Below are 25,343 nucleotides of genomic sequence, written 5' to 3' on the forward strand. Positions count from 1 at the left end.
GACTGGTGCGCTGTGGTTGCTTCACGTCACGCGAAGCAACCCGGGCGCACCAGTGAGTGCGCCACTCACTCCGGTGTCACCGGTTTGATCGTCAGAAGAAGGCTAGACCGACGGCCAGACCTAGGGCATAGGTCAGCTCGGCACTTCCGGTGGCCTTGAGCACCGCGATCAGCGCTGGGCCCTGGGCCCCCCCAAGGACGGTCCGCACCGCTGGGACGAGCAATGCGATGCCGCCGAGTCCGAGCAGCGCCCACCAGGTGGTGGTGGCCGCGACCAGCACCAAGGCCGCAACGGCTGCCGCTATCAGGGCTGTGTAGAACCACCGGGTGCCGGTGTCGCCGAGTCGAGTTGCCAGAGTGCGCTTGCCGACGACGAGGTCGCCGCGAAGGTCACGCAGATTGTTGGCCACCAGGATGGAGCACGCGATCGCCCCGATCCCGACCGCAACCGGCCAGGTCTGCCAGGGGATGCGGCCTACTTGCACCAGCACGGTGCCGGAGACGGCGACCAGCCCGAAGAAGACGAAGACGAAGACCTCGCCGAGGCCGTGATAGCCGTAGGGGTGCTTGCCGCCGGTGTAGTACCAGGCGGCCAGGATGCAGGCCAGGCCGACCGCCAGCAGCCACCACAGCTGGCAGAGCACGACCAGCGCCAGACCGGCCACTGCCGCGAAGCCGAAGCTGGCGAAAGCGGCGGCCTTCACCATGGCGGGTGCCGCCAGGCCGGAACCCACGAGCCGGAGCGGCCCGACCCGGTTGGCGTCAGTGCCGCGGACACCATCGGAATAGTCGTTGGCGTAATTGACACCTATCTGCAATGCCAGACTCACGACCAGGGCGAGCAACGCCTGGAGCGGAGCGAAGCCGCCGGCCCAGGCGGCGACACCGGTGCCGGCCAGCACCGGGGAGATCGCCGCCGGGAGTGTCCGTGGGCGCGCGCCGGCCAGCCACTGTGCAGCCGTCGGTCGGGGCTGGGTCACGTCGATGCTCATGTGCTCTCTGAGGGTTCGCTGAAGGTCGGTTCGCTGGCGGCTGGGTCGCCAACGGTTGGTTCGCTGACGGCAGGGGCGCTGAGGTCGGCGACCAGGCGTCTGCGGTCGATCTTGCCACCCGAGGTCCTCGGCAGGGTCTGGATCAGCAGGCGACGGGGGAGAGCGTAGTGCGGAAGCTCCGCCGACAGGCTGTGACGCAGCGCGGAGAGGGACAATCTCCCTCCCCTTGTTGCCGGAACGGCTGAGTCGGGCCGGGGATCTTGAACGAGACGGGGACGTTGTCCGGTCTCGACCACAGCGACCACCTCGGTGCCCCATTCGGGGTGGGGCACGCCCACCACCGCCGCGTCGCTGACCGTGTTCATCGCACCGGCGCCCGCGGTCGGCTCGGTCAGGCCGTCGTTCCGGCCGGTCTCGGCTACCCAGGAACGCACCGCCCGTTCGACTGTCGCCAGGTCGACATTCATGCCGCCGGAGATGACGATGTCGTCCAGTCGCCCGAGCACCGTCAGCCGGTTGCCGACCCACTGTCCGCGATCACGGGTCCGGAGCCGCCCATCGACCAGGACGTCTGCCGTGGCAGCAGGGTCGAGTCGGTAGCCGCTGAACAGCGTCGGTCCGCCGATGCTGATTCGGCCCCGGTTGTCGGTGGTGACCGAGACCCCGTCGAGCGGCAGACCGTCGTAGACGCAACCGCCGCAGGTCTCACTCATCCCGTACGTGGTGACGACCCGGATGCCCGCGGTTGAGGCGCGCTCGAGCAGCGACGGATCCGCCGCTGCGCCGCCGAGCAGCACGGCATCGAACCTGGTGAGCGCATTGGTCAGAACTGGATCGGCGAGCGCACGGGACAGCTGGGTCGGCACCAGCGCGGTGTAGGTGGGGCCTTCGGTCAGACTCAGCTCGTGTTCGACCAGATACGGCAGTCCGGCCAGTCGGCCGTCCACTGGATGCACCGGCCGGCCGCCGCACACAGCCCGCACGAGCACCATCAGCCCGGCGACGTAGTGGGCCGGCAGCGCGAGCACCCAGCTGCCGTATCCACCAAGGCGTGCTGCTGTCGCATCGGCCGAGGCGATGAGCGCAGACCGCGACAGCACGACTCCGCGGGGACGCCCGGTCGACCCTGAGGTGGCCACGATCGCGGCAGCATCCGGTTCGGTGATCGGGAGCCCTGGCTGGAGCATCGCGCAGGTCTGCCTCCGCTCGGGTCCGCTGGGTGGCAGCGGGGCGGTAACGACCTCCTCGCCACCCGACAGGCTGCGCCGCAGCGACGTCAGCACCTCGGTGATGCCGGTGGCCAACTGCAGCCGTCGCCCCGAAGTCGTGCTCCTCGCTCCCGGGCCGGTCACCGGTGGAGCCTCTCGCGACAATCCAACACGGGCACGGCCGCCACGGTAGTCCGTGCGCGCTTGCCGATCTGTGAGGCCGCGATTCTCGGGCAGGACGGCACCCGCGTACCCTCGCACGCGTGCCGTACACCTACGCGCTCGGCCTGCGCACCCGATTCCGCGGGATCACCCAGCGGCAGGGGATGGTGTGGCGGGGCAGCGTCGGTTGGGCTGAGTGGAGCCCGTTTCTCGACTACGACGGCGCCGAGATCGTGCCCTGGCTGCAGGCCGCCGACGAAGCCGCCGAGCAGGGTTGGCCGACGCCGATCCGGGATGAGGTCGAGGTCAATGCCACCGTGCCGGCCATCGGTCCCGCGCAGGCCGCAGCGATCGTCAAAGCTGCCGGCTGCCGAACCGCCAAGGTCAAGGTCGGCGAGCGCGGTCAGACCCTCACCGATGATCTCGACCGCGTCGCCGCCGTCCGTGAGGCGCTCGGTCCGCGTGGTCGGATCCGGGTCGACGCCAATGGCGCCTGGGACGTGGACCAAGCGACCAATGCGCTCGCCAGATTGAGTCGGTTCGAGCTGGAATACGCCGAGCAGCCATGCCGTACGGTCGACGAACTGGCGACGCTGCGGGTCGCGCTGGCTCGCGCGAACCTGGATGTTCCGATCGCGGCCGACGAGTCCATCCGACGCGCCGCTGACCCTTATCTGGTCGCCCGGAAGCAGGCGGCCGACGTCGCTGTGCTCAAGGTCCAGCCGCTGGGTGGAGTCCGCGCCTGTCTGCAGATCGCCGCGGAGATCGGGCTCCCGGTCGTCGTCTCCAGCGCGTTGGAGACCTCGATCGGGATCGCCGCCGGGGTCGCTCTGGCCGCCGCGCTCCCGGAACTGCCCTATGCCTGCGGGCTGAACACGGTACGGCTGTTCACCGGAGATCTTGCCGCGCAGCCGCTGATCGCCGTCGACGGGCGGATCCAGGTCCGGGCCGTCAATCCGGATCCGGATCTGCTCACGTCGTGCGCCGCGGACGACGAGACCCGGCAGTTCTGGCAGGCTCGCCTCGGGCAGACCCGCCAGCTGGCCGAACGAGGGTCTTCGCAACGGCCCTCACAGCGGCCCTCGCAACGGCAGAGAGGAGACCTCGATGGGTGATGCGTCTCGCTGCGCCCAGCTGGTGGTCACCGAACTGCTCGGTGTGGGCGTACAAGAAGTGGTGCTCTCTCCCGGATCGCGCAGCGCACCGCTGGCGTACGAGCTGTTCGAGGCCGACAAGATCGGGCTGCTGCGACTGCATGTCCGGATCGACGAGCGTACGGCCGGCTTCCTCGCACTGGGCTTGGCCAAAGCCTCGGAACGTCCGGTGGCGGTCATCACGACCTCGGGTACGGCCGCTGCCAATGTCCATCCCGCCGTGATGGAGGCGTTTCACAGCCACGTCCCGTTGATCGTGCTGACGGCGGATCGACCGCGCGCGGTCCGCTATGCCGGTGGCAATCAGACCACCGACCAGGCCGGCCTGTTCGCCCGGCACGTGCGTGCCGAGACCCAGATCGATGACAACCCGGCGACTCCTCGGTCCTGGCGGTTTGAGCTGGGTCGGGTGCTGACGGCTGCCACCGGTGCGCGCAGCGGTACGCCGGGACCGGTTCACATCAACGTCTCGTTCAGTGAGCCGTTGGTGCCAGGGCCGGAGAGTCCTCCGATCCAGCCCGAGATGACGGTGTTTCCGCGCACCTGGCAGGCGGAACCGGTCGAGCTCACGCCCGGACCGCAGACTCTGGTCGTCGCCGGGGCCATGTCACCGGCAGCCGGGGCGGCTGCCCGGGCGTTTGCCGAGCGGGCCGATCTGCCCCTGCTCGCCGAGTCGGTGAGCAATGCGCGCGGGGGTCCGAATGCCCTGACCACCGGTCGGTTGCTGCTGCGTACCGAGCTGGGCGAGGAGATCGAGCGGGTGATCATGTTCGGTCACCCCACCTTGTCGCGTCCAGTGCTGCGGCTGCTGGCTCGCGACGATCTCGATCTGGTCATCGTGTCGTCGACCGCGGAGTGGATCGACCCCGGCACCAGCGCTCGGGTGGTCGCCGATGCGGTTGCCCTGGACCCGGCCGGTGACGACTGGCGCTCCCGGTGGGGCGAGGCGGATGAGTCGATGAAGATCCGACTGAACAGCCTGCTCGACGGGCTGCCCTATCTCAGCGGTCCGACTGTTGCGGGTCGGCTGTGGTCTGCTCTGGGGAGCGCGGACACCTTGGTGGTGGGATCGTCGTCGCCGGTCCGTGACCTGGATCTGGCGACCGTGACTCCCGATCCGCCGGCGGTGTATGCCAACCGCGGACTGGCCGGGATCGACGGCACCGTTTCGACGGCCATCGGCGTGGGCTTGATCGTGGAGCGTCCCACCCATGCGCTGATGGGCGATGAGACGTTCCTGCACGACACCACCGGACTGATCACCGGTCAGCTCGAGCAACGGCCGAACCTGCGGATCCTGGTAGCCAACGACAATGGCGGGTCCATCTTCGCGACCTTGGAGCATGGTCACCCCACCCATTCGAGCAGCTACGAGCGGATCTTCGGCACGCCCCACGACGTCGACATCGAGCGTCTGGCCACTGCCACCGGCGCCGGCTATTCCCGGGTCGAGACCGCCGATCAGCTGGACGAGGTGCTCGCCGAGCCACCGCTGGGCATCGAAGTCGTCGAAGCCGTCATCGACCGCCGCCTGCGCCGCGTCCTGGACAACCAGATCGGCGCCCTCTGCTAGCCGAACCTGTCTGGCTTCAGCTTCAGCGGAGGCTGCTCGGGTCGGTGTTGGCTCCGCAGAGCACCACGCAGACCTTCTCCTCCGGTCGAGGGCGATAGCCGGCTGGGTCGAGCAGTCCAGCCAGGGCCGCTCCGGCGGCATGTTCGACGGCGAGGCGATAGTCGTCCCACAACAGCTGGCGTGCTGACACGATCGCGGAGTCTGGCACCGTCACCGAGGTCACGTTGCCTCGGAGGGCTGCCCGAGAGGCCAGCTCGGAGACGCGGCGGGCGCCCAGCGAGTCTGCGGCCACCGAGTCCACGCTGACGTCGACGGGTCGGCCCGCCTGCAGGGCGGCGTTCAATGCACGACAACCCTCGGGTTCCACGGCGACGGTATGCACCCCGTACTGCCGGGCGGCGGTGGCCACACCGGTGAACAGCCCACCGCCACCCACGGCCACGACCACCGTGTGCAGATCGGGAAGCTGCGCGTGAAGCTCCATCATGAGCGTTCCTGCACCGGCAGCAATGAGCGGGTGATCGTAGGCGTGCGAGGTCAATGCCCCGGTGGTGGCGGCGTACTCCGCACAAGCAGCCAGCGCATCGGCGTATTCGGTGCCGACCAACCGGACGTCGGCACCATAACCACGCAGCCGATCCACCTTCACCCGGGGTGCTGTGGCCGGGAGGAACACCGTCGCCGGTACGCCTTGCTCTCTTGCAGCCCAGGCGCAGGCCATACCGGCGTTGCCACCCGACGCAATGGTCACGCCGGCATCGGGCAGGGTCCCGGTGTCCCGGTGCGCCTGGATGAAGTTCTGTGCACCGCGGGCCTTGAATGTTCCGGTGTGCTGCAGGAATTCGAGCGCCAGATACACCTCTGTCCGGCCGCTGCCGGCCAGGTCCGAGTCCGCCCGCGCCACCGTAACCTCGCGAACCTTGCCGGAGATGCGTTCGGCGGCAGCCTCGACCTGGGAGTACGTCAGCTCATCCACCGCTGGATTCTCCCAGCTTGCGTCGCTGACCGACGTGCCGGAGGTGTGGCTGACTCACCTGACCCCGCCCGGACCTGGTCGGGGGTCGGTATCTCGCGGACGCGGAACGACCGGGGTTCGTCGTAGACGACAGCCTTCACGGTGGTCAACTTCCACTCAGGGTAGTTTCGGTCAACTGCACGATCAGGTCGGCTCGGTTCCGGCTCGACTCGACGACGGCGTTCGCCTCGTCGACTCCGTGCACCCAGGCTGTGGCTGTCTAGACCGATTCGCGGTAGGACTGGTGCCTGGCCACCAGCCGATCGACGCGCTCGTTGGCCGCGACGTCGAGGAACCAGGCCTCGTCCAGCCGGTCGCGGATGCCGGTCCAGCCGGGTTGCCATGTCACCGGTGTCAAACCTGCGGGCGCTACCTGGGAGGAGATGAATGTGACCGGTGATAATTCGGTGAGAAGTGGCTACGCTCAGGCCCTGAACAACGACTACCTGGCCCCGACATGGCCGAGCCCTCAATGGCGAAGAGGACCCACATGACAGACTTCAACGGCCGCCCGATCCTGGTCACCGGGGCCAGCGGGGGCATCGGCGGCGAGACCGCTCGCCAGCTCGTCGCGGCCGGCGCCGACGTGATCGCCAGCGGACGCTCGGAGGAGGCCCTGGGTACGTTGTCGCAGGAGATCGGCTGCCGGGTGCTGCCGTTCGACCTCACCTCCGAGGACGGCGTCCGCGAAGCTCTTGACGGTCTCGACGTGTACGGCGTGGTGAACTGCGGTGGTTACGGTGGCGAGATCGCTACGCCGATGGACACCGACATCGCCGTATTCGACAAGGTGATCACCATCAACGCCCGTGGTGCACTGCTGGTCACCAAGTACACGTCGCGCTCGATGGTCCGGCTCGGCCGGGGCGGTTCGATCGTCAACGTGTCCTCCCAGGCGAGCCTGGTCGGGCTGAGCGGCCACATCTCGTACGGCTCCTCGAAAGCCGCTCTGGACAACATCACCCGTGTCTCCGCCTTGGAGTTGGGCAAGTACAACATCCGGGTCAACAGTGTGAATCCGACCGTCGTGATGACCCCGATGTCGGCCTGGTACTGGGGCCGGCCGGACATCGAGGGCCCATTCCTGGAGGCGATGCCGCTGGGACGATGGGCGACCGAGGCCGAGATCGCCGCGCCGATCGTGTTCTTGTTGAGCGATGGTGCATCGATGATCAGCGGGGTGTCGCTGCCGATCGACGGGGGCTATACCTGCTGCTGACCGCTCACGGGTCGACAGCTCGCACCTCGGGTGCAGCGCGTTCGCGGTCCGGACCTGAGAGCATGTCACCGGCGGATACGGGTCCTGCTGCCGGACATGAAGGAGCAGGTGCGATGGTGACGATGCGCGACGTGGCCGCCGTCGCCGGCGTCAGCGCCAAGACCGTTTCGCGTGTCTTCAACGACAACCCGCACGTCACGGCCGAGACCAAGCAGCGGGTCGAGGCGGCCCTTCGTGAGCTGAACTACGTGCCGAACGCGATCGCGACCACCTTCCGTACCGGCCGGGCCCCTGTCATCGGTGTCGCAGTGCCCGACATCATCGACCCGTTCTTCGCCTCCATCGCCAAGGCGGCGGAGACTCTCGCCGCCGAGCACGGTATGTCGGTCGTGATCACGAATCTCCGCAGCCCCGACCGTGAGCCCGAGGTGGTGCAATCACTCCTGCGGCAGGCGCTCAGCGGGCTGGTGATAGCCCCGGCCGCCTTGGACCACGGCTATCTCAAGGCCTGGATCGATCGCACCCCTGTGGTCTTCGTCGACCGCCAGCCGGTGGGAGTGGCGGCCGACTCTTTCATCGAGGACGACGTCGGTGGTGCTCACTTGGCAACCAGCCACCTCGTCGAGCACGGCCACACCCGCATCGGGTTCATTGGCGACGATCTCGCCCTGCCCACCACCCGGGCCCGTCTCGAGGGATATCGGGCCGCCCTGAGTGACGCCGGGATAGCCCTCGACGACAGTCTGGTCGCGGTGGGCGCCGTCGATCGTGCCGGGGCCGCCGCGACGTTCGCGGACCTCGATCGTGCCGGTCCCAGCGCGGTGTTCTGCTCCAACGCCCGTGCTGCGATCAGTCTCGTCCCCATCCTGCAGGACAGTGGCCTGGCCATCACCACCTTCGGTGACTTCCCTCTGGCCGACATGCTCACGCCGTCCTGGACCGTGATCGACCAGGACCCGCTGCAACTCGGCGCCCTCGCCGCCCAGCGGATCTTGGATCGGCTCGCCAAACCCAACCGCCGTTACCGGCGCCGTACGGTATTGCCGGTCCGGCTGGTCGAGAGAGATTCCTGCCGGATCGCCACCCGGCTGGAGGGATTCCGGCTGGCCGCCGACCGGCGCTGACATTCGTGACTCAGTGCTCGGTCAGAGTGTGCGCCAGAGCGCGGAAATCGGGATGGCGCGCAGGCGGTTGCCGAACGGCAGCGTTTGGGCGCCCGTATACAGGACTATGCCGACCACGAGATCGTCGCCAAGGCGTTCGGCGAGGTGGCGAATGCCGCGGAAATCCTCCGTTCGTACGGTTGAGGCTGCTTTCACTTCGATCGCGATGACCCGGCGGCGGCGATCCTCGAGCACCAGGTCGACTTCGACTCCGTCGCGGGTTCGGTAGTGGCTCAGCCGGGCGCGGGTGTGTGACCAGGTGAGCTGGCGGGCAATCTCCATGGCCACAAATCCCTCCATCAGGGCGCCGAGGGGTGCGTCTGGCCGGCGAAGGGATGCGGCATCTTGGTCAAGCAGGTTGGCGGCAATGCCACTGTCTACGAACGCCAGCTTTGGTGCCGCGGTTGCTCTGGTGTTGATGTTGCGGGCCCAGGCAGGGATCCGCTTGATCAGGAAAACCTCTTCCAGTAAGCGCAGATAGCGGGCGACAGTGTCACGTGGGAGACCGATTTTGGTGGCGAGTGAGCCCGCAGCCAGCGTTTGCCCGGAGCGACCCGCGAGAACCTCGATCAGCGTATGCATTTCAGGTCCACGCTGGATCTCGGAGAGTTGGACGACGTCACGATTGACGAGATCGCCGACATAGGAATCGAGGAAGCGGGCCCGTCGCGGGGCTGGTCTCCCGATCGCGCCGGGGAACCCGCCACGTACGAGTCGCTCGATGTATGCCGTGCGGGATTCGTCGGATTCGTGGCGGAAGTCTGCGCCGAGGGTGAAGATCGCGTCCACGAAGCCGTCGGCTTCGTGCTCGATCTCGCCTTGTGACAGTGGCCAGAGCTCGATGGTCTCGGTGCGCCCCGGAAGCGCGTCGGTGACGCCACGCATCGCTAGCACGCGGGCCGACCCAGTGAGGAGGAACTGCCCCGGATCGGCGTTCTGATCGACTACCGCCTTGATGGCGAGCAGCAGTTCAGGCGCACGCTGGACCTCGTCGATGATCTGCATCTGTCCGGTCGGTGCCACGAAACCTGCTGGGTCGGACAGCGCCGCGGCACGGGTCGGTGCGTCGTCCAAGGTCCGCCACACGGCATCGGCGCCCAACTGGGCGGCCAGCGTGCTCTTGCCACTCTGCCTGGCGCCGTTGATGAGCACCACTCTGGTATCTGCCAATGCTTCGCGGGCGGTATCGAACGCATGGCGAGGGAGCACTTTGCCTAGTGGCGACGGGGGAACGCGGACCATGCCTGCCCTGCCTAACGAGTGCGGTAGTCAGGCCAAACTACCTCATGCAGATAGTCAGATGCGTGTTTTGCCGGATAGTTCGTGCGTGATTTGCCGCTAGTACCGTGCGTGTTTTGCCGCTTCCGGCGCGGGGGAGGGTCACCAGTCCCGACCGTGCCCGCAGAGTCAGAGGGTGATCGTGCCGCGAATGTCGCCGAGACCACGGGCGACTAACAGACGCCCGGTTCGGGGGAGGTGGGTCCACGTGCCGGTCTCGGCATCCCAGCGGCGCCACAGCCGGGAGTCGCCGATAACCGTCACCTGGGCGGTGTCGCCAGGTCTGACCACCGCGGCAGCCCAGCCGACCAGCCGGACCGGCTGGGCGGGGTCGGCCGGGTCGAAGTAGAGCTGGACGAGCTCGCGGCTGGTCCGTCCTCCGACGTTGGTGACTGCCACCTCGACGGCCGCCGGGTCCGTGCCGTCGAGCAGCACCGGCTGGTCATAACGCCAGCTGGTGTAGCCCAGTCCGTGGCCGAACCAGAAGGCGGGCGCGGGAGCCGTGCCGGCGAAGTGCCCGCGGTAGCCCACGAAGGTCCCTTCCCGGTAGACCACGTCTCCGTCGGTCGGGGTCACCGACCATGCCGGGGCGGCGCCGTCGGCGCTCGGGAAGCTGGTCACGAGCCGCCCGGACGGCTCGATCGTGCCGAGCAATGCCGCCGCTACCGCATGGCCTGCCTCCTGGCCGGGCAGCCCGGCCCAGAGCACGGCGTCGACGGCGTCGAGCCAGGGCATCAACACCGGAGTCGCGGCGTTCACGACTACCACTGTCTGAGGTGCTGCCGCCGCGACGGCGTACACCAGACGGTCCTGCTCACCCGGCAACGCCAGCGTGGTCTTGTCGACGGCCTCGGTCTCCTGCTCGTCGGTGAGCCCGACGACCACCACTGCCACGTCGGCCGCCGAGGCCGCCTCGACTGCCTCGGCGATCACCTCGTCGGCGGGCCGGGGAGCCGATCGCGCGATCAGGCCGAACAACGAGGGCGGACGACCCGAGTCGCCGACCGGGGGCAACAAGACTGTGGCTTCGACCAGGGCATGGTCGAGAACCTGTACGGTCACGGTCGCCCGAGGCGGATCCAGGAACTCCTCACCCATCATGCCGCTGTGGGTCGAGAGGGCAGTCTCCCAAGTCGGCTGGTCATCGACCGACAGGCTCCAGTCGCCGACCCCGACCACCCCGAGCTGCACCGGACCGCCCTGGTCGAGCCGAGCCCGGATGACGACCGAGGCGACGGTCTCGGTGAACTCGTCCTCCAGTCCGATCATCGTGGTCGCCGTGATGCTGGCCCGCTGCTCGATGGTGGTGCCGTCGGCCCGCAGCAGTGCGAAGCCCACGCCCGGTTCCCCGGTGGTGGGGTCGCGAACGAACGACGGCCGAGCGGGTACGGCCTCGGCGCGGATCTCCACCCCGTCGACCAAGGTCACGGCGGAGCCGAGAGCGGTGGTCAGCCCTTCGCCGATGCTCACCTGCTGGGGAGGCACGACCTGCGCCGACCCACCACCCACACAGGTCGTCTCGACCGCATGCCGGCCGATCACGGCGACTTGTTGATCGCCGGAGAGCGGCAGCACCGCGTCACGATTGGTCAGCACCGTCATGCCTGCGGCCGCCAGGCTGACCAGGAAGCTCGACAGCTCTGCTGCGTTCGCCGGCTCCTCGGTCCGCTGCTGTGTCGGTCTGCTCTGCGGTGTCGGTCCACCCTGCGGAGCGGGCCTACCCTGCAGGGCACCGACACGTTCGGCCAGCAGCAACAGCCGGCCGACATGGTCGTCCAGGGTGTCCTCGGTCACCGCACCTGACCGGACCGCGTCGACCAGCCCGGCCGCCCAGGGACTCCCGACCTCCGGCATCACGAGATCCAGTCCGCCGTTGGCGGTCGCCTCGACCGACTGGGCAGCCAGCAGCTCGGAGATGACCAGACCTCGATAGCCCCATTCGCCTTTGAGGATCTGGTTGTTGACCAGATCGTGCTCCGTGCAGGCGACCCCGTTGACCCGGTTGTAGGCCGACAACATCGCCCATGGGTCCGACTCCGCCACCGCGATCTCGAACGGCAGCAGGTACAGCTCACGCAGGGTCGGCTCGTCGATCACGCTGTTCATCGACTCGCGCTCGGTCTCGGACTCGTTGCCCACCAGGTGCTTCACGCAGGCGCCCACCCCATGGTCCTGGAGACCGCGTACCACCGCGGCGGTCAGCTTGCCGGTCAGCAGCGGATCCTCGGCGAACCCCTCGAACAGCCGGCCGCCCAGGGCGGACCGGTGCAGGTTCGCCGTCGGACCCAGCACCAGCTGAACCCCGCGGAGCCTCGCCTCGTCCGCCAGCAGGCGGCCCAGCTGGTACGCCGAGTCCTCGTCCCAACTCGACGACAACGAGGTCGCGCCTGGGAACAGCGTCACGAGTGGACCGCCGTGGAACTTCGCGCCGCGGACCCCGGTCATGCCGTCCGACATCCTGATCTCGCCCACCCCGACGTCGGCCGCGTCGCCAAAGGTGAACCACGAGGTGCCGGTCAACAACCGCACCTTCGTCGTGAGGTCTAGCTCGGCCAGCAGCTGGCCGCCGGATAGCCCGCCCGCCAAAGTGTCCTCGCTTGTCACAGCCAGCCCCTTTCGGCCGTCGGCACGTACCCCGTCCCAGACCTTGCCAAGGGTAGACACCATCGGTCCATGGCGTCCTCGGCTGGCCTGCGCGCATCGGCGGCAGATCCGCCTCGGCGGCCTCCAGCGGGCTACGGATCCTGGTTGGGGCCTGCCCGCTGAGGCAGGCAGGCATCGCGGGGTGGGGCAGCGGCTACAAGCTGCAGGATTATCCCCGTACTCGGGGATGAGCCAGCAGTTAGTGGATGCGACAGGTCATTCCTAGAACACCGAGCGGTTCCCCCGAGGGTGTAGCACCACGGCGACTGCGTTGGGCCGGGGGATCAGTCGCGGGGGTTGGCCAGCAGCCGTCGGACCACAGCGACTTCCGGGCCGAGCTGTTTCAGGTGGTCGACCAGTTCGTCGGCGGCGATGGTCAGCTGTTCGTCGGTCATCGGGTCGAGAACGTCGAGGATGAAAAGCGCAGACGTCGTCTCGTCGGTCAGCTGGGTACGTCGGGCCTGACGCCAGTTCCAGCGACGGCAGGTCACACCGGCGTTGTCGCACCAGACGACCTCGCCGGGCAGCGGGTGCTCGATGACCGGCTCTCCCTCGGTTGCGGTGTCGAACGACTCCTGACCGGTGGCGCGGACGAGCTTGGGCGGACCCTGATAGCGGCTCAGATCCTCCCCGCCGAGGGGGAGTTGGTGCAGCATGGAGATCGCGTTGTAGAGATCGGTGAGCCGATTGACCCGGGGCAGACCCGGGCCGACTGCCCGGCGGGTCAACGCCTCGACGCTGTTGCGAGTCCGCTGAGGTTTCGCGCCGAAGGCCCGGTACGCATCCCGCCAGGCAGCGATGTGTGGCAGCTGATCGACGGGCGTGCTGGCTGTCGCGTATCGTGCCGCCGACTCGGCGGCCTGGAGCAGTTGCTCGCTCGACTCGTCGCTGGGTCCGGGTGTGATGCCGTCGACGGCCAGCAGCAGCGCCCGGTAGTCGGGTCGCAGTTCGAACACGGCCTCATCGACCGAGGCGTCGGCTAAGAACGCTTGCAGGCCGGAAGAATCAGATCCGGAGAGATCAGACACGGGGAGATCAGGCCCGGGGAGGTCAGGCATGGTCGGTCCTTCCCGAGCCCACGCCGGGCTCGAAGACGGTCAGCATGAACCGGGCTGGCCGAGTGGTCTGGTTGCGGTAGGAGTGCGGCTGATCGCCGTCGAAGGTCAGGGCGTCGCCGATCTCGAGGGTCACCGGCTGCGTGCCCATCTCGACGAGGATGGTGCCGTCGAGCACCTGAAGGAGCTCCTTGGTGCCCGCAGTATGCGGCTCGGAGTCGTGACGATCGCCGGGGGCGAGCGTCCAGTCCCACAACTCGACGACATCGGGCGGCTTGGTGCCCGCGACCAGTACGCCACGGCCGCCGCCCTCGCTGCTCCACAGCAGCGCGCCCTGGCCTGACCGAGTGACGGTGATCGCGGGAGACTCTGGTGGGGCGACGAGGGACGGAAGGCCGATCCCGAGGGCGTCGCTGATCCGCAGCAGGATCGCGATACTCGGGTTCGCGATGCCCTGCTCGACGTTGATGATCATGCGCCGACTGACCCCGGTCGCCTCGGCCAGCCGGTCCAGCGTCCAACGCCGGGTCTGTCGCTCGTGCTTGACCCGGGCGCCGATCGCCGAGGACAGCGATGCTGCTTCCTGGTCCATGGTCGGTGCAGCATAATGCGCCGGCTGTTGCATTGTCGTACGCGTCCCCGTCAGGTCGGAAGCAGCTCGGGCCGGCGACTGCGCTGCTGGGCAGCGGCACCTGCCACGATGACCAGGGCGATCCCGACCAGCTGAGTCAGGGTGGGCTGTTGATGGAGGACGACGAGTCCGATCAGGAGCGCGATAGCTGGCTCGATAGCCATCAGCGTGCCGAAGGCGGCGGTGGTCATCCGCTTCAAGGCGGTCATCTCGAGCGCGAAGGTGAGCAGCGGATGCAGCAGTCCTAAGCCGAGACCAGCCAGCAGGATCATCGGGGTGAGATGGCCGGTCGCCTGAGGTACGCCGACGATCGCGGTGCTGATGGCGGCGATCGGCAGGGTGATGCTCAGCCCGGTGATGCCGGTGAAGCGGTCGCCGACATGCTGGGTGAGCACGATGTAGCAGCCCCAGCAGGCGCCGGCCAAGGCGGCGAAACCCAGGCCGACCAGGTTGATCGCTCCTTGCCAGGGTTCGGTGAGCAGGACGACGCCAAGCAGGGCCAAGCCGGGCCAGGCGAGCGCACGTCGGCTGTGGCTGCGGACTGCGACGACCGTCAACGGGCCCAGGAACTCGACCGCGACAGCCGTACCGAGCGGAATGTGCTCCAAGGCGGCCAGAAACGCGAGCGACATCAGTCCGGTGGTCACCCCGAGCCCGACCAGAGCCGGTACGTGCTGTCGATGGATCGACCGCAGCGGGGGGCGCGCGATGAGCAAGAGGAGGAGGGCGCCAGCAGTGGTGCGGAGCCAGGCGGCACCACCGGCGCCGATGGAGTCGATCAGTGAGACTGCGAGCGCCGAACTCAGCTGGATGGAGAATATTGCTGCTATCGCCAGCGACCAGGGCGGCAAGATGTCGCCGGGTGGCTTGGTCACGGTCGATCGCCTGGCTGCCGATCGAGCGAGCCCGCAAGGAGTGATGCTCGAAGCTCTGACCCAGTCATGAGATGCATGATAATGCATTAGAAGTGCACTATTGGACGCTTAGGTCAACCCACTCCAGGATGTGCCTGATGTCCTCTCGGGCCTCAGGCGCGGGTGCGAGCCGGTAGCTCACGCAACCTGCCGCGCCCGTTCGGTAGCCTCATGACCGATCCTGCGGATGTGCTCGCGCGGTTCGTTCAACGGAATTCGGCTGCCCTTGCCTTCATCGATGCTGTTCTCAGTGGGAGCGACTGCAGCACGGAGCACTTCGAGCTTGGTCGCCTCCTCGACATCGTCCTCGCCGATGCTCACCAAGCGCTCGTGTGCGAGGACGGCGCGATCGTCGGGGCTCACCCGCGATCGCTCTCCAGAATCTCTGCGACGGTTGGTGTCATTGGGGTTCAGATTACGAGGCACTTGGACTCGTAGGACTGACTCGGGCCAGTGCTCGGGCGGCCGCAATTTCCATCCGTGGATGAAGATTGCTGTCGCGATTTGGCCGGAAGCTGACGTGCAGGTCGCGCTCTTGCAATCGGGCTACCGCGGTGCGGGTCGATCGGCGGGCAGCCAGCCGGGCAGCAGGCTGAGACCGGTGATGACCACGGCGACCGTGACGCTGGCGATGATCAGGGGAGCTGCGCCGAAGGTGGTGAGGATGAGGCCGCCGACGGCTGAGCCGAGGGTGATGCCAACGTTGAAGCTGGTGTTGCTCATCGGTGCTGCGGCGGCGGGCAGCTCTGGGCTGGCGCGGATGGCGAGCACCTGACCGAGGACCGGGAAGGCTCCCAGTGCGAGGCCCCAGACGATCACTGCGACGACGGTGATGGTCACACTGGTGCGGCCCAGCAAGAGTCCGGCGATGGCGGCTGCGACCACTGCCATGGTGGCGATGGTCAGGAGGAGTGGCCGCCGGTCGGTGAATGGTGTCACTACCAGCAGACCGACCACCCCGGCGACGCCGTACCCGAGGAGCACCAGGCTGATCCCGGACGGGGCGACGCCGGCTTGTTGCAGGATCGGATCGATATAGGTGTACGCGGCGAAGTGGGCGGCAGTGAGGATCAGGATGGTCAGACCTGCTCGCAGCAGAGGCGCCTGGCGTACGGCGGTGAGCACCGTTGCGGCAGAGAGCCGCTGGCCAACGTCGCGGAGGTCTTGGGGGACCAGCAGTTGGACGAGTGCGCCGGCGACGACGAAGCTGACTGCCAGGACAACAAAGGCCATCCGCCAGGTGGTGGCGGTGCCGAGTGCGGTCGCCAGCGGTACGCCGAGGGCCAGGGCCACCCCGTTGCCGATGGCGACGGTGCTTGCCGCGCGCCCACGTCGTTCCATCGGGACGACCGCGAGGGCCAGCCGATAGACGCTGATGAAGATGACGGCGTGGGCGGCGCCGCCGATGAGCCGGGCGACGAAGGCGATCGCCAGGTTGGTGCTGGCGGCGAAGAGCCCGCTGCTGAGCACCATGACGCCGAGCAGCACGAGCAGCGTCGTACGAGCATTGAACCGGGCCGCGAGAGCGCTGAGCGGGATCGATCCCACGGCGACGACGAGGGCAAAGCCGCCGACCAATAGGCCGGCCGCTTGCTCGTCGACACCGAGTCCCACGGCGATCGGGGTGAGCAGTCCGATCGGCAAGATCTCGTACGTGATGGTGACGAAGACTGTCGCGGACAGCAGTCCGAGGATGCGGCGGGTCTGCCTCACAGAAGGGGGAAGTCGGCAAGCAGCTGTTGGAGCTGCATGACCTGACGCGGGGTGTACTCGGCGATGGTGAAGGCGACGACGTCAGTGACTGCGTCGATATCGGCTACCACGCGGCGAGCTTCTGCCCTGGTCAGGCCGCCTTTGTCGTAGCCAAGGCCGAACCTGACCTCGTCGGCGTCGATCGTGTCGACGTCGAAGTGGATGGCGACCTTGCTGGCGCCGGTGGCGCGTATCCAATCGAGCAGCGCAGCGCTGCTGGTGCGCAGCGCATCGGGCCCGAAGACGGTCAGGCCCCATTCGTCGGCAATCGCCGGCAGCGTCGGGTCGGTCCAGTCATGCATGCCGACCAGGGCGACCCGGTCGGAGGTGGTGGTGGCCGGCAACAGGTCGAGCAGCTCGGGATCGCCGTGGCCGGTGAGGGCCGAGACGACCATGGCGTGGTAGCCGGGGTATTCGCCTTCGCCGGTGCCCATGTCGGGGTGGGAGTCGATCCACATGACCGCGATGTCGTCGCCGTACTTGTCGATCAGGTAGGAGAACGGCGCCATGCTGACCGAGCACTCACCGCCGAGCGTGGTGATGCGGGCCGGATCATGCTCGCCGATGATCTCCAGCGCAGCCCGAAGCTGCTCGAGCACGATCGTCTTCGCCTCGATGCCGTCGCGCTCCTCCAGACCGCGGTCGCCCATCTCGACCGGCACTACGGCGGTCGGGCCGTCGTGCTCGGGCAGCACGGCTTCGAGGACCTTCGCGCCGACCGCGTACCCGCGTCGTCCGACGTCGAATGGGAACTCGGTGGTGAACTGACGGACGCTGCTGCTGCCCGCGCCCTGCCACTGCGGCCAGATCAGCCGGAGATGGGTATCGGCGGGCTGCGGTACTGCTGTTGCACTCACGGGGATGGCTCCTTGGTCTGTTCCTTGAGCTGAGTCGGGACGTTTGGGATGAACGAGTCGGGCACCGGCGGTGCCTACGTGTGGCGTATCAAAAACTACCTATAAGTTGGTAGGTATTGCAAGGTGGACCCGATCACACGCGACTTCTGTCGAGCTATCGCCACCTGGGCTGAATAGCTCGACAAAGTTCGTGGGGTTCGGGGTCATTGCGAGGGTGAGGCCAGCTGCTGCTTCAGTTCGGCGACCCACGCTTCGAAGACGCCGGCCAGGTCGATCGTGTCGGGATCGTGGAGCCACTGGTTCTCCAGCCCTTCGATCATCGCGACCACGCGCAGCGCGATCGGTTCCGGCCGGGTCCGGGGGCTGATGTCGCCTGCTTCGATGCTGCGGCGTACGGCCTGTTTCACCAGCTCGCGCGTACGGGCGAAGTGCGCATGGGCGTGCTCGGTGCCGGGGTGATCGCCCCGGGCGGACTCGGCGGCGATCACGTGATGAAGCTGCACGAAGCTGTACCGACCGGTATTGATCCTGGCCGTGGCCACGAAGGCATCGAGCACCTCGAAGATTGACGGCTCGTCGCCCAACATGTCGTGCAGCCGGGCCCGGTCCTCGGCCTCGTGCGCTTGGAGTACGGCGGTGAACAGGTCGATCTTGGTCGGGAAATGGTGGATCAACCCAGCCATGGTCAGGCCGGCGGCCTTGGCGATCTCGTTGAACGACGTCCCGCGGAACCCACGCTCGGCGAACGCCTCCCACGCGACGTCCAGGATCCGGCGGCGCGCCGCCTCGCCGCGGGCGTACCCCGTCTTCCGGCGCCGTGCTTGCCCGGTCGTTACTGCAGTCGTCGAGGTCGTCGCCGGTGTCGTGGATGCCGACGCTGTGGGTGGGCCGTCGCTGACAGTCATTGGACCTTCCATCGGAGCTGTGACTATAGTTCCGCCATCACGTGTGGCGCGTGAATTCGCAGTCTCAGGCCGCCGAGCGAGTCGACTCCCGTCTTGAATGACTACTTGGAGTCTTGATGAACCCGTCCGCCACCACCCCTGCCTCCGCCGTGACCCCTACCTCCACCAACACACAGCTCGCATTCCCGCATCGCCCCGGATTCTTGTGGGGCACCGCCACCGCTGCCCACCAGGTCGAAGGCAACAACTACGCCAGCGACTGGTGGCAGCTCGAGCACTCCGGTTCCACGGTCGTCGCCGAGCCCAGCGGCGACGCAGCCGATCACTTCCACCGCTGGCCGGAGGATCTGGATCTGCTGGCTGGCCTGGGCCTGAACGCGTACCGGTTCAGTGTCGAATGGGCACGGATCGAGCCCGAGCGTGGCTACATCTCGCGGGCGATGATCGATCACTATCGCCGGATGGTCGCCGGCTGCCTCGAGCGGGGCATCACGCCGATTGTCACGCTGCAGCACGTCACCATGCCGGCCTGGTTCCGGCGGGCGGGCGGCTGGGCGGCCGACTCGGCCACCGAGCTGTTCGCGGTTTACGCCGAGACTGTGCTTCCCGTGATCCGCGAGGGCGTGCAGTGGGTATGCACCATCAACGAGCCGAATCTGCAACCGCTGATGACCAAGCTGCACGCGAACGATCCGGAGGCGCTGGCGGCCTGGAACGGGGGACCCATGCCCGTACCTTCCGAGCAGGAGGTCGCCGACCTGATCGCTGCCCATCGCAGTGCTACGGAAGTCGTGCACAGTGTGCCTGGCGTCAAGGCCGGTTGGACCGTCAGCATCGCGGATCTGCAGTTCGACGCCGACGGCGAATCCGCGGCCCGCGAGTGGTTCGAGCGGTACGAGGGAAGGTTCCTGCGCGCTGCGCGGGGCGACGACTTCGTCGGAGTTCAGAACTACTTCCGTACGACGTTCGATCGCAACGGCCTGGTGCCGGTCGGCCCAGACGCTCGGATGACCGACCTCTGGGAGTTCTACCCGCAGGCACTCGGACACGCGGTGAAGTCAGCCTGGGAGGAGACCGAGGGCACGCCGATCCTGGTCACCGAGAACGGGATCCCCACCGGCGACGACGAGTTGCGGATCGAGTTCTTGGACACCGCCCTCGCGTCCCTCGGCGAGGTCATGCGCGACGGTGTCGAGGTGCTCGGCTATCTGCATTGGTCGGCCCTGGACAACTTCGAATGGGCGATGGGCTATGAGCCGCGTTTCGGCCTGATCGAGTTCGATCCGGTCACCTTCGAACGTCGGGTCAAACCGAGCGCCCGGCACTACAGCGACTTGGTCCGATCCCGACTTCGCACCAATTAGGTCAACTGCGCATCAGGTACGCCTGGTGCGCAGTCGCATCAGCTGGTGCGAAGTGGGGATTGAGATGGTGTGACCTGCGGTCGCCGGTCCGGCTGGCGCCGCCGGGTCAGAGATGTACCCGGCTCTGACGGGATGCTGAGTCGGTTTGCGCCGCCGGGCCAACGACGACCACCAGTTGCGCGTGCACGGCGTACGTTTTGCGCCGCGGGGCCACGGACGGTCGTTGAGCGGGTGTGTGCGGCGTACGTTTTGCGCCGCGGGGCCACGGACGGTCGTTGAGCGGGTGTGTGCGGCGTACGTCTCGCGCCGCGGGGCCACAGATCAGCGCCGAAGCGGTGACTTCTCGCTCTGTCGGATGGGATCGCTGATCGAGAAGGAGGCAAGGCACCTGTTCACGGCCGAAACAGGTGCCAAAACTCCTTCTCGCGGGGACCTGCGCCGGGGAGGTAGGCCGAACGGGACTTGCCTGCACCCGCCTCCACCGCCGACCGCCGAGATCCCGCATCGACTTCGCACCATTTCGTGTCACTGCGTAGACGTGGTGCGCAGTGACAGCAAATGGTGCGAAGTCGGAATTGGGGGTGGGCGGCGAAGTCGGGATAGGCCACGCGAAATGGTGCGAAGTCGGATCAAGAGCGCTCAGCGACGCTCAGGCGGCGTGCTCGCTGGAGACCTCAATCGGCGTGCCGAACATCCGGCGAGTGAAGGCGTTGCTGAACTTGCCGTCCGGATCGTGCTGGGCGACCAGCTCCAGGAAGCGCTGATAGTTCGGTTCGTACAGTCCAGCGAGATAGTTCCCGTCGAATCCCTCGGTGTACTTGCCGAGATGCGGTCTGCCGCCGACACTCTTGATCAGCTCCACCGCGGCGGCGTAGTAGGTCTCGAAACCCTCGGAGTCGTTGCAGATCAGGTCGATCCAGGCGCAGCGGCGCTGCTGGCCAGCGCCGATCAGCGTGCGGTCGTGCCCGGCCGGGGTGAAGCGGACCTCGAGCAGCAGATAGGGCAGCCCGGCCCTGTACAACTCGGCGTAGAGCGCGAGTAGCCGGTCGCAGACCTCGAAGACCTGCTCGAAGTCCACGGTGAACTCGAGCTCTTGATGCAGGTGATAGATGGTCCGGTTGTGGGCGTTGTTGCTCTCCATCACCAGTTGGGTGCCACGCCTGAGCAGGTACGCCAGCCGCGACCAGTGTCTGGCCAGCGGCAGCAGCCCGGCATAGGCGAGCAGGTTCCCGACCCAGGCCGCGAGCAGCGCGTCGAGGGAGATGTTGAGGAACTCTTTGAGCTCCCCGCCTGAGGTCTTGTCCGCGGCCGTTCGGTCCCAGGTGTTGACCTGGCAATGCTCCGCGTACGGGAACAGATAGAGGCTGACGTGATCGTGACCGGCGATCAGCAGGTCCAGATGCTCGCGCACCCAGGCGAGCTCCTGGATCGAGGTCTGTTGGTCGATGGCAAATCTGGGTACGCCCTGCACGGTGACCTCGGTGATGATCCCGACGGCCCCGACACCGCCGATCGCGGCCCGGAACAGGTCGTCGTCGGGCCCGCAGCGATGGATCTCGCCGGTGCCGTCGACGATCGTCAGTCCCACCACGGACTCGCTGACGAAGCCCCAGTCCTTCCCGGTGCCATGGACGTCGGTGGACAGGATGCCGCCGAGACTCTGAGCATCGTGGGAGGGCAGTGCGGTGAACGCCAGCCCATGCTGCAGCATGATCGCTACCGCGTCGCGTACCCGGGTGCCGGCGCGGAAGGTCAACTGCTGGTTGTCGATGTCGATCCGGAGCACGCCCGAGTAGTTGTCCAGTGACACCAAGGTGTCGTCGGTGACGATGCCGTCATTGAACGAGTGACCCGAGCCGACCACCCGGAGTCGGCCGGGCCGTTTGATCAGCTCGACAATCTGCGCGCGGGTTGTCGGCAGGGCGTACTTCCGGGGCACGTTGGCGAACCGCAGCGCCCAGTTCCGGAACGTCCCGCCCTGCATGCGGCCTTCCAGCAGGACGTAGCGGCCGTTGGTGGCGGCGTACGCAGCGACGTTCGCGGTCGTGGCGAAGCCGCCCTTGAGATAGCTCGACAACTTCGACATCGTGGTCCGCCTCTGGTGCTGGTCACATCCGATCGTTGAAGAGAAGATTCATGAACGACGCCCGGTGATACAGCGGTGTGAGGCGGAGACTGACCGCGGTGGTCTTCAGGTGGACTCGGCAGGCCTACCGGCGTCGGCGTCCAGGAATGACTCGACGGCGGCAGCGTTGACTCCGAGGCCGGCGAGGACCCCGGTTCCGTTGTCATTCTCGAGCAGGGCAAGCATCAGGTGCTCGCTGCCGACCAGGTCGGCGTTGCGGCGCTGACCGACCGCAAAGGCGGCTCGTTGGCCAACCGGTGGGACCGGGTGCGCGTGGCGCGCTGGGCCTATCTCCTCGCCGCGCTCGCGATCGCGATCGGTGTGCGCTGGCTGACGCGACCTCTCTGCAGGGCCGCGCGGGCTCCACTCGCCGTGCTGCCGGTCCTCAGCCGGCTGATGTTCCGTACGCTCCGTGAACCGGCGGTGATTGTCCCGACGGCCGCCCAGCTCAACCCTCGCTGACTCATCCACTGGTGCGCTGTTGCTGCTTCGATCGACGGTGAAGCAACCATGACGCACCAGTGAGTACCCACTCACTCGGGCAGGGTGAGTTGCCCGTCGACCCGCCTGGGGATGGAGGTCTGCGGGGCATCGGTGAGCTCGTCGGGTAGCAGCCCTTGCGGGAATCCCTGGTAGGCGACCGGTCGCAGGAAGCGGGTGATCGCCGCCGTACCAACCGAGGTCGTGCCGGCGGCGGTGGTGGCAGGGTACGGGCCACCGTGCTGCTGGGCGTACGTGACCGACACTCCGGTCGGCCACTGGTTCCAGAGCAATCGGCCGGCGCGCCGGGCGAGCAGACGGACGAGTTCCGGCAGGACGGCTTCGTCGCCCTCGCCGACGATGGTCGCGGTGAGCTGGCCGTCGATGGTGCGAGCCACCTCGAGCAGCTGGCTCTCATCTGCATAGGTCACGATCAAAGCCGTCGGGCCGAAGCACTCCGCGAACAACCCGTCCAGGTCGGCCAGCAACGCGTCGATGTTGGTCTGCAGGATCGTCGGTGACGGTGGGTCGGCCAAAGCGGCGTCGTCTCGAGCGAGCACGGTGATGTCGGGATGGGACAGGCGCTCGTCGAGCACGCTGACGTACCCGGTCTGGATCCGCTGGTTGAGCAGCGGCGCAGCTGCCGGCTTGGCCAGCCTCTGCAGCACTGTCGGGATCGACGATCCCTCGGGCACGAACAGCACGCCCGGCTTGGTGCAGAACTGCCCGGCCCCCATCGTCATCGAGCCCAGGAACTGCTCCGCGATCGCCTCCGCGCGGGCCGCATCGGCGTTCTCGGTGACGAACACGGGGTTCGTGCTGCCCAGCTCGCCATAGAACGGGATCGGTTCCGGCCGTGAGCTGGCCAGGTCGAACAGCGCCCGCCCGCCGGGGATGGATCCGGTGAACGATCCAGCCTTGACCCGTGGGTCGAGCAGCGCGGTTCGTCCCGACTCGGTGCCGAAGATGACCGCGAACAGCCCGTCCGGAGCGCCGACAGCTTCGAGTGCCTCGACGACGAGCTCACCGGTGCGCTGCGACAGCTGTGGGTGCCCGGAGTGCGCCTTCAGCACCACCGAGCAGCCGGCGGCGAGAGCGGCCGCCGTGTCACCACCGGCCACGCTGAACGCGAACGGGAAGTTGCTTGCTGCGAAGACGACCACCGGCCCGAGCGGCTCGAGCTGGCGGCGGAGATCGGGTCGAGGTGCACCCATCGGCCAGTCGGGGTCGGCATGGTCGATCCGTGCGTCCAGATAGCTGCCTTCGGTAAGCACCTCGCCGAAGATGCGGAGCTGGAAGGTGGTCCGTTTCAGCTCCCCGCGGAGTCGGCCCTCGGGCAGATGGGTCTCGACCTGTGCGAGGGTGACCAGCTCGTCCGCCGCGGCATCGAGCCGGTCCGCGACCGCGTTCAGGGCGCTGGCACGGTCGGCCCGGGTGGCCTGCGCCCAGCTGGCGTACGCCGTTGCGGCGCCGGCCAGGATCGTCTCCAACGCGGATGCGGTGGTGGCTGTCGGGGTCATGAGTGTGCGGGCTCCTGGTCGTGGTTCGACGATGTCAGCGGGGACGGGTGGCGGTCAGATGTCGGAACAGCTCGGCGATGCCGAAGGTCCAGGGCGGAAGCTCTTCGGCGACGCCGACGGTGTTGACGAGGGTACCGAGGTGGGTGCTGCGGATCTGCACCACATCGCCAGTCTTGTGGGTGAAGCCCTGACCCGGCACGTCGCGGTCGGTCGTCGGGGCGAACAAGGTTCCGGTGTAGAGGGCGAACCCGTCCGGGTACTGGTGATGGTCGCCGACGGTGGCGGAGACCAGTTCCTCGAATGGGCGGCTGATCCGCGACAGGCTGTTGCGGCCCGTCATGGTGAACCCGTCCTCGCCGGTCACCTGGAGCAGGATCTCCTCTTTCCGAAGGGCGTCGAGGGTGAAGTCGCCGTCGAAGAGCCGGATGAACGGACCCAGCGCGCTGGAGGAGTTGTTGTCCTTCGCCTTGCCCAGCAGCAGCGCTGAGCGTCCCTCGACGTCGCGGAGGTTGACGTCGTTGCCGAGCGTCGCCCCGACGATCTGCCCGCGGGAGTTCACGATGAGCACGAGTTCCGGCTCCGGGTTGTTCCAGGTCGAGGCGCGTGGGATCCCGATCTGCGACCCGAGCCCCACGGATGCCAGCACTGGTGCCTTGGTGAAGACCTCCGGGTCCGGCCCGATGCCTACCTCGAGATATTGCGACCACAGCCCTTGCTCCTGCAGCACCGCCTTGACCCGCATCGCTTCCGGCGAACCGGGGCGGATCTCGGAGATGCTGCTGCCGAGTGCGTCGGTGATCAGCGCGCGAGCCTGTGCCGCACGCGCCGGGTCGCCGCCGATCCGTTCCTCGATCACGCGCTCGATCATGCTGTCCACGAAGGTGACACCGCAGGCCTTGATCACCTGCAGGTCGACCGGTGCAAGCAGACGGGGACGGGAGGTGTCCTGCTGGAGCGAGGCCTCGATGACCTCGTCGGTTCGCCAGGACGGCGAGCCAGTGGTCGTCCGCTGAACGATCTCCAGATGGTCAGGTCGCTCCAGCAGCTCGGAGACCGTCCCGACCACCCCGGCCAGGTCATAGACCGCGTTGCCGTGGGCAACGATCACCCGGGGACCTCCGAGCTCTGGGTCCCAGAGACGACCGATCAGCAGGGCGTTGGCGGCATCGTCGGGCAGCAGCGATCCTGTGTCGGTCATTGGTTCCTTCCGTCCTGCGGGCTTTGGTCCTGCGGGTCCTGCGGGCTGTGGTGGCGGTCCTACCTCAGGTACGTCTGATTGCCGATCGTCTTGGGCCCACGGGCGCAAGACGGACGGCCGAAAGCTCGTCGACACC

At 67.5% G+C, this 25,343-nt stretch carries 24 protein-coding genes; 7 read left to right on the forward strand and 17 right to left on the reverse strand.

Annotation, left to right across the window (positions count from 1 at the left end; all coding sequences use genetic code 11):
* Window positions 1–91 precede the first annotated feature (91 nt).
* The gene (locus MLP_RS03735; protein ID WP_013861670.1) at window positions 92–991 is read right to left on the reverse strand and encodes a 1,4-dihydroxy-2-naphthoate polyprenyltransferase; all 900 of its coding nucleotides are present in this window, start codon (window positions 989–991) and stop codon (window positions 92–94) included.
* Window positions 988–2,343, reverse strand: a complete 1,356-nt coding sequence (locus tag MLP_RS03740; RefSeq protein WP_013861671.1) for an AMP-binding protein — start codon at window positions 2,341–2,343, stop codon at window positions 988–990. Before MLP_RS03740 ends, MLP_RS03735 begins: the two co-directional genes overlap by 4 nt.
* A 119-nt stretch (window positions 2,344–2,462) precedes the next feature.
* Between MLP_RS03740 and MLP_RS03745 the strand changes: the two genes are divergently transcribed.
* The gene (locus MLP_RS03745; protein ID WP_013861672.1) at window positions 2,463–3,476 is read left to right on the forward strand and encodes an o-succinylbenzoate synthase; all 1,014 of its coding nucleotides are present in this window, start codon (window positions 2,463–2,465) and stop codon (window positions 3,474–3,476) included.
* Window positions 3,469–5,088, forward strand: a complete 1,620-nt coding sequence (gene menD / locus MLP_RS03750; protein ID WP_013861673.1) for a 2-succinyl-5-enolpyruvyl-6-hydroxy-3-cyclohexene-1-carboxylic-acid synthase — start codon at window positions 3,469–3,471, stop codon at window positions 5,086–5,088. The genes MLP_RS03745 and menD overlap by 8 nt, the downstream gene beginning before the upstream one ends.
* A 22-nt stretch (window positions 5,089–5,110) precedes the next feature.
* Here the strand turns inward: menD and MLP_RS03755 are convergent, their stop codons facing one another.
* Both MLP_RS03755 and MLP_RS29185 read right to left on the reverse strand, forming a co-directional pair.
* On the reverse strand, window positions 5,111–6,064 hold the full coding sequence (locus MLP_RS03755; protein WP_013861674.1) for a threonine/serine dehydratase: 954 nt from the start codon (window positions 6,062–6,064) through the stop codon (window positions 5,111–5,113).
* Between the two features lie 259 nt (window positions 6,065–6,323).
* The gene (locus MLP_RS29185) at window positions 6,324–6,452 is read right to left on the reverse strand and encodes a hypothetical protein (protein ID WP_269453380.1); all 129 of its coding nucleotides are present in this window, start codon (window positions 6,450–6,452) and stop codon (window positions 6,324–6,326) included.
* A 141-nt stretch (window positions 6,453–6,593) separates the two neighbouring features.
* On the opposite strand from MLP_RS29185, the gene MLP_RS03760 reads away from it, so the two are divergent.
* Window positions 6,594–7,322: an SDR family oxidoreductase gene (locus MLP_RS03760; protein WP_041789695.1), complete on the forward strand. Its 729-nt coding sequence runs from the start codon at window positions 6,594–6,596 to the stop codon at window positions 7,320–7,322.
* Between the two features lie 113 nt (window positions 7,323–7,435).
* Window positions 7,436–8,446: a LacI family DNA-binding transcriptional regulator gene (locus MLP_RS03765; RefSeq protein WP_013861677.1), complete on the forward strand. Its 1,011-nt coding sequence runs from the start codon at window positions 7,436–7,438 to the stop codon at window positions 8,444–8,446.
* Between the two features lie 21 nt (window positions 8,447–8,467).
* Here the strand turns inward: MLP_RS03765 and MLP_RS03770 are convergent, their stop codons facing one another.
* From MLP_RS03770 to MLP_RS03790, 5 genes are all read right to left on the reverse strand, one after another.
* Window positions 8,468–9,637: an ATP-binding protein gene (locus MLP_RS03770; protein ID WP_231851416.1), complete on the reverse strand. Its 1,170-nt coding sequence runs from the start codon at window positions 9,635–9,637 to the stop codon at window positions 8,468–8,470.
* A gap of 255 nt (window positions 9,638–9,892) precedes the next feature.
* Window positions 9,893–12,430 (reverse strand): glycoside hydrolase family 3 protein, encoded by a 2,538-nt coding sequence (locus MLP_RS03775; protein ID WP_013861679.1) that lies wholly within the window; start codon window positions 12,428–12,430, stop codon window positions 9,893–9,895.
* Between the two features lie 260 nt (window positions 12,431–12,690).
* On the reverse strand, window positions 12,691–13,464 hold the full coding sequence (locus MLP_RS03780) for a B3/B4 domain-containing protein (protein ID WP_083843691.1): 774 nt from the start codon (window positions 13,462–13,464) through the stop codon (window positions 12,691–12,693).
* On the reverse strand, window positions 13,457–14,053 hold the full coding sequence (locus MLP_RS03785) for a helix-turn-helix domain-containing protein (RefSeq protein ID WP_013861681.1): 597 nt from the start codon (window positions 14,051–14,053) through the stop codon (window positions 13,457–13,459). The genes MLP_RS03780 and MLP_RS03785 overlap by 8 nt, the downstream gene beginning before the upstream one ends.
* A gap of 50 nt (window positions 14,054–14,103) precedes the next feature.
* On the reverse strand, window positions 14,104–14,808 hold the full coding sequence (locus tag MLP_RS03790) for an EamA family transporter (protein ID WP_197536495.1): 705 nt from the start codon (window positions 14,806–14,808) through the stop codon (window positions 14,104–14,106).
* Between the two features lie 19 nt (window positions 14,809–14,827).
* On the opposite strand from MLP_RS03790, the gene MLP_RS28475 reads away from it, so the two are divergent.
* Window positions 14,828–15,037 carry a hypothetical protein gene (locus MLP_RS28475; RefSeq protein ID WP_197536496.1) on the forward strand — a complete coding sequence of 70 codons (210 nt, stop codon included), beginning with the start codon at window positions 14,828–14,830 and terminating at the stop codon, window positions 15,035–15,037.
* Window positions 15,038–15,144: 107 nt separating this feature from the next.
* On the opposite strand, the gene MLP_RS03795 is transcribed toward MLP_RS28475, so the two are convergent.
* The 4 genes from MLP_RS03795 to MLP_RS03810 all read right to left on the reverse strand — a co-directional run bounded on the left by MLP_RS03795 (window position 15,145) and on the right by MLP_RS03810 (window position 18,520).
* Complete coding sequence (locus MLP_RS03795; RefSeq protein WP_156821015.1) at window positions 15,145–15,327, reverse strand: hypothetical protein; 183 nt, start codon at window positions 15,325–15,327, stop codon at window positions 15,145–15,147.
* Between the two features lie 225 nt (window positions 15,328–15,552).
* Window positions 15,553–16,719 carry an MFS transporter gene (locus MLP_RS03800; RefSeq protein WP_013861684.1) on the reverse strand — a complete coding sequence of 389 codons (1,167 nt, stop codon included), beginning with the start codon at window positions 16,717–16,719 and terminating at the stop codon, window positions 15,553–15,555.
* Window positions 16,716–17,615 carry an arginase family protein gene (locus tag MLP_RS03805; protein WP_013861685.1) on the reverse strand — a complete coding sequence of 300 codons (900 nt, stop codon included), beginning with the start codon at window positions 17,613–17,615 and terminating at the stop codon, window positions 16,716–16,718. The genes MLP_RS03800 and MLP_RS03805 overlap by 4 nt, the downstream gene beginning before the upstream one ends.
* Before the next feature lie 203 nt (window positions 17,616–17,818).
* Window positions 17,819–18,520, reverse strand: a complete 702-nt coding sequence (locus MLP_RS03810; RefSeq protein WP_013861686.1) for a TetR/AcrR family transcriptional regulator — start codon at window positions 18,518–18,520, stop codon at window positions 17,819–17,821.
* 116 nt (window positions 18,521–18,636) lie between these two features.
* On the opposite strand from MLP_RS03810, the gene MLP_RS03815 reads away from it, so the two are divergent.
* Complete coding sequence (locus tag MLP_RS03815; RefSeq protein WP_013861687.1) at window positions 18,637–19,884, forward strand: family 1 glycosylhydrolase; 1,248 nt, start codon at window positions 18,637–18,639, stop codon at window positions 19,882–19,884.
* A 649-nt stretch (window positions 19,885–20,533) separates the two neighbouring features.
* Here the strand turns inward: MLP_RS03815 and MLP_RS03820 are convergent.
* On the reverse strand, window positions 20,534–21,970 hold the full coding sequence (locus MLP_RS03820; RefSeq protein ID WP_049804445.1) for a D-arabinono-1,4-lactone oxidase: 1,437 nt from the start codon (window positions 21,968–21,970) through the stop codon (window positions 20,534–20,536).
* A 105-nt stretch (window positions 21,971–22,075) separates the two neighbouring features.
* Complete coding sequence (locus tag MLP_RS28820; protein ID WP_013861689.1) at window positions 22,076–22,195, reverse strand: hypothetical protein; 120 nt, start codon at window positions 22,193–22,195, stop codon at window positions 22,076–22,078.
* A 3-nt stretch (window positions 22,196–22,198) separates the two neighbouring features.
* Here MLP_RS28820 and MLP_RS28825 point away from each other — a divergent pair, with 3 nt between their 5' ends.
* Window positions 22,199–22,471 carry a hypothetical protein gene (locus MLP_RS28825; protein ID WP_041789696.1) on the forward strand — a complete coding sequence of 91 codons (273 nt, stop codon included), beginning with the start codon at window positions 22,199–22,201 and terminating at the stop codon, window positions 22,469–22,471.
* A 71-nt stretch (window positions 22,472–22,542) separates the two neighbouring features.
* On the opposite strand, the gene MLP_RS03830 is transcribed toward MLP_RS28825, so the two are convergent.
* Together MLP_RS03830 and MLP_RS03835 are read right to left on the reverse strand one after the other, a co-directional pair.
* Window positions 22,543–24,042 (reverse strand): aldehyde dehydrogenase (NADP(+)), encoded by a 1,500-nt coding sequence (locus MLP_RS03830; RefSeq protein WP_269453413.1) that lies wholly within the window; start codon window positions 24,040–24,042, stop codon window positions 22,543–22,545.
* 1 nt (window position 24,043) lies between these two features.
* Window positions 24,044–25,207: a fumarylacetoacetate hydrolase family protein gene (locus MLP_RS03835; protein ID WP_013861691.1), complete on the reverse strand. Its 1,164-nt coding sequence runs from the start codon at window positions 25,205–25,207 to the stop codon at window positions 24,044–24,046.
* Between the last annotated feature and the right edge of the window lie 136 nt (window positions 25,208–25,343).

The organism is Microlunatus phosphovorus NM-1 (assembly GCF_000270245.1).
Classification (GTDB): Bacteria; Actinomycetota; Actinomycetes; order Propionibacteriales; family Propionibacteriaceae; genus Microlunatus; species Microlunatus phosphovorus.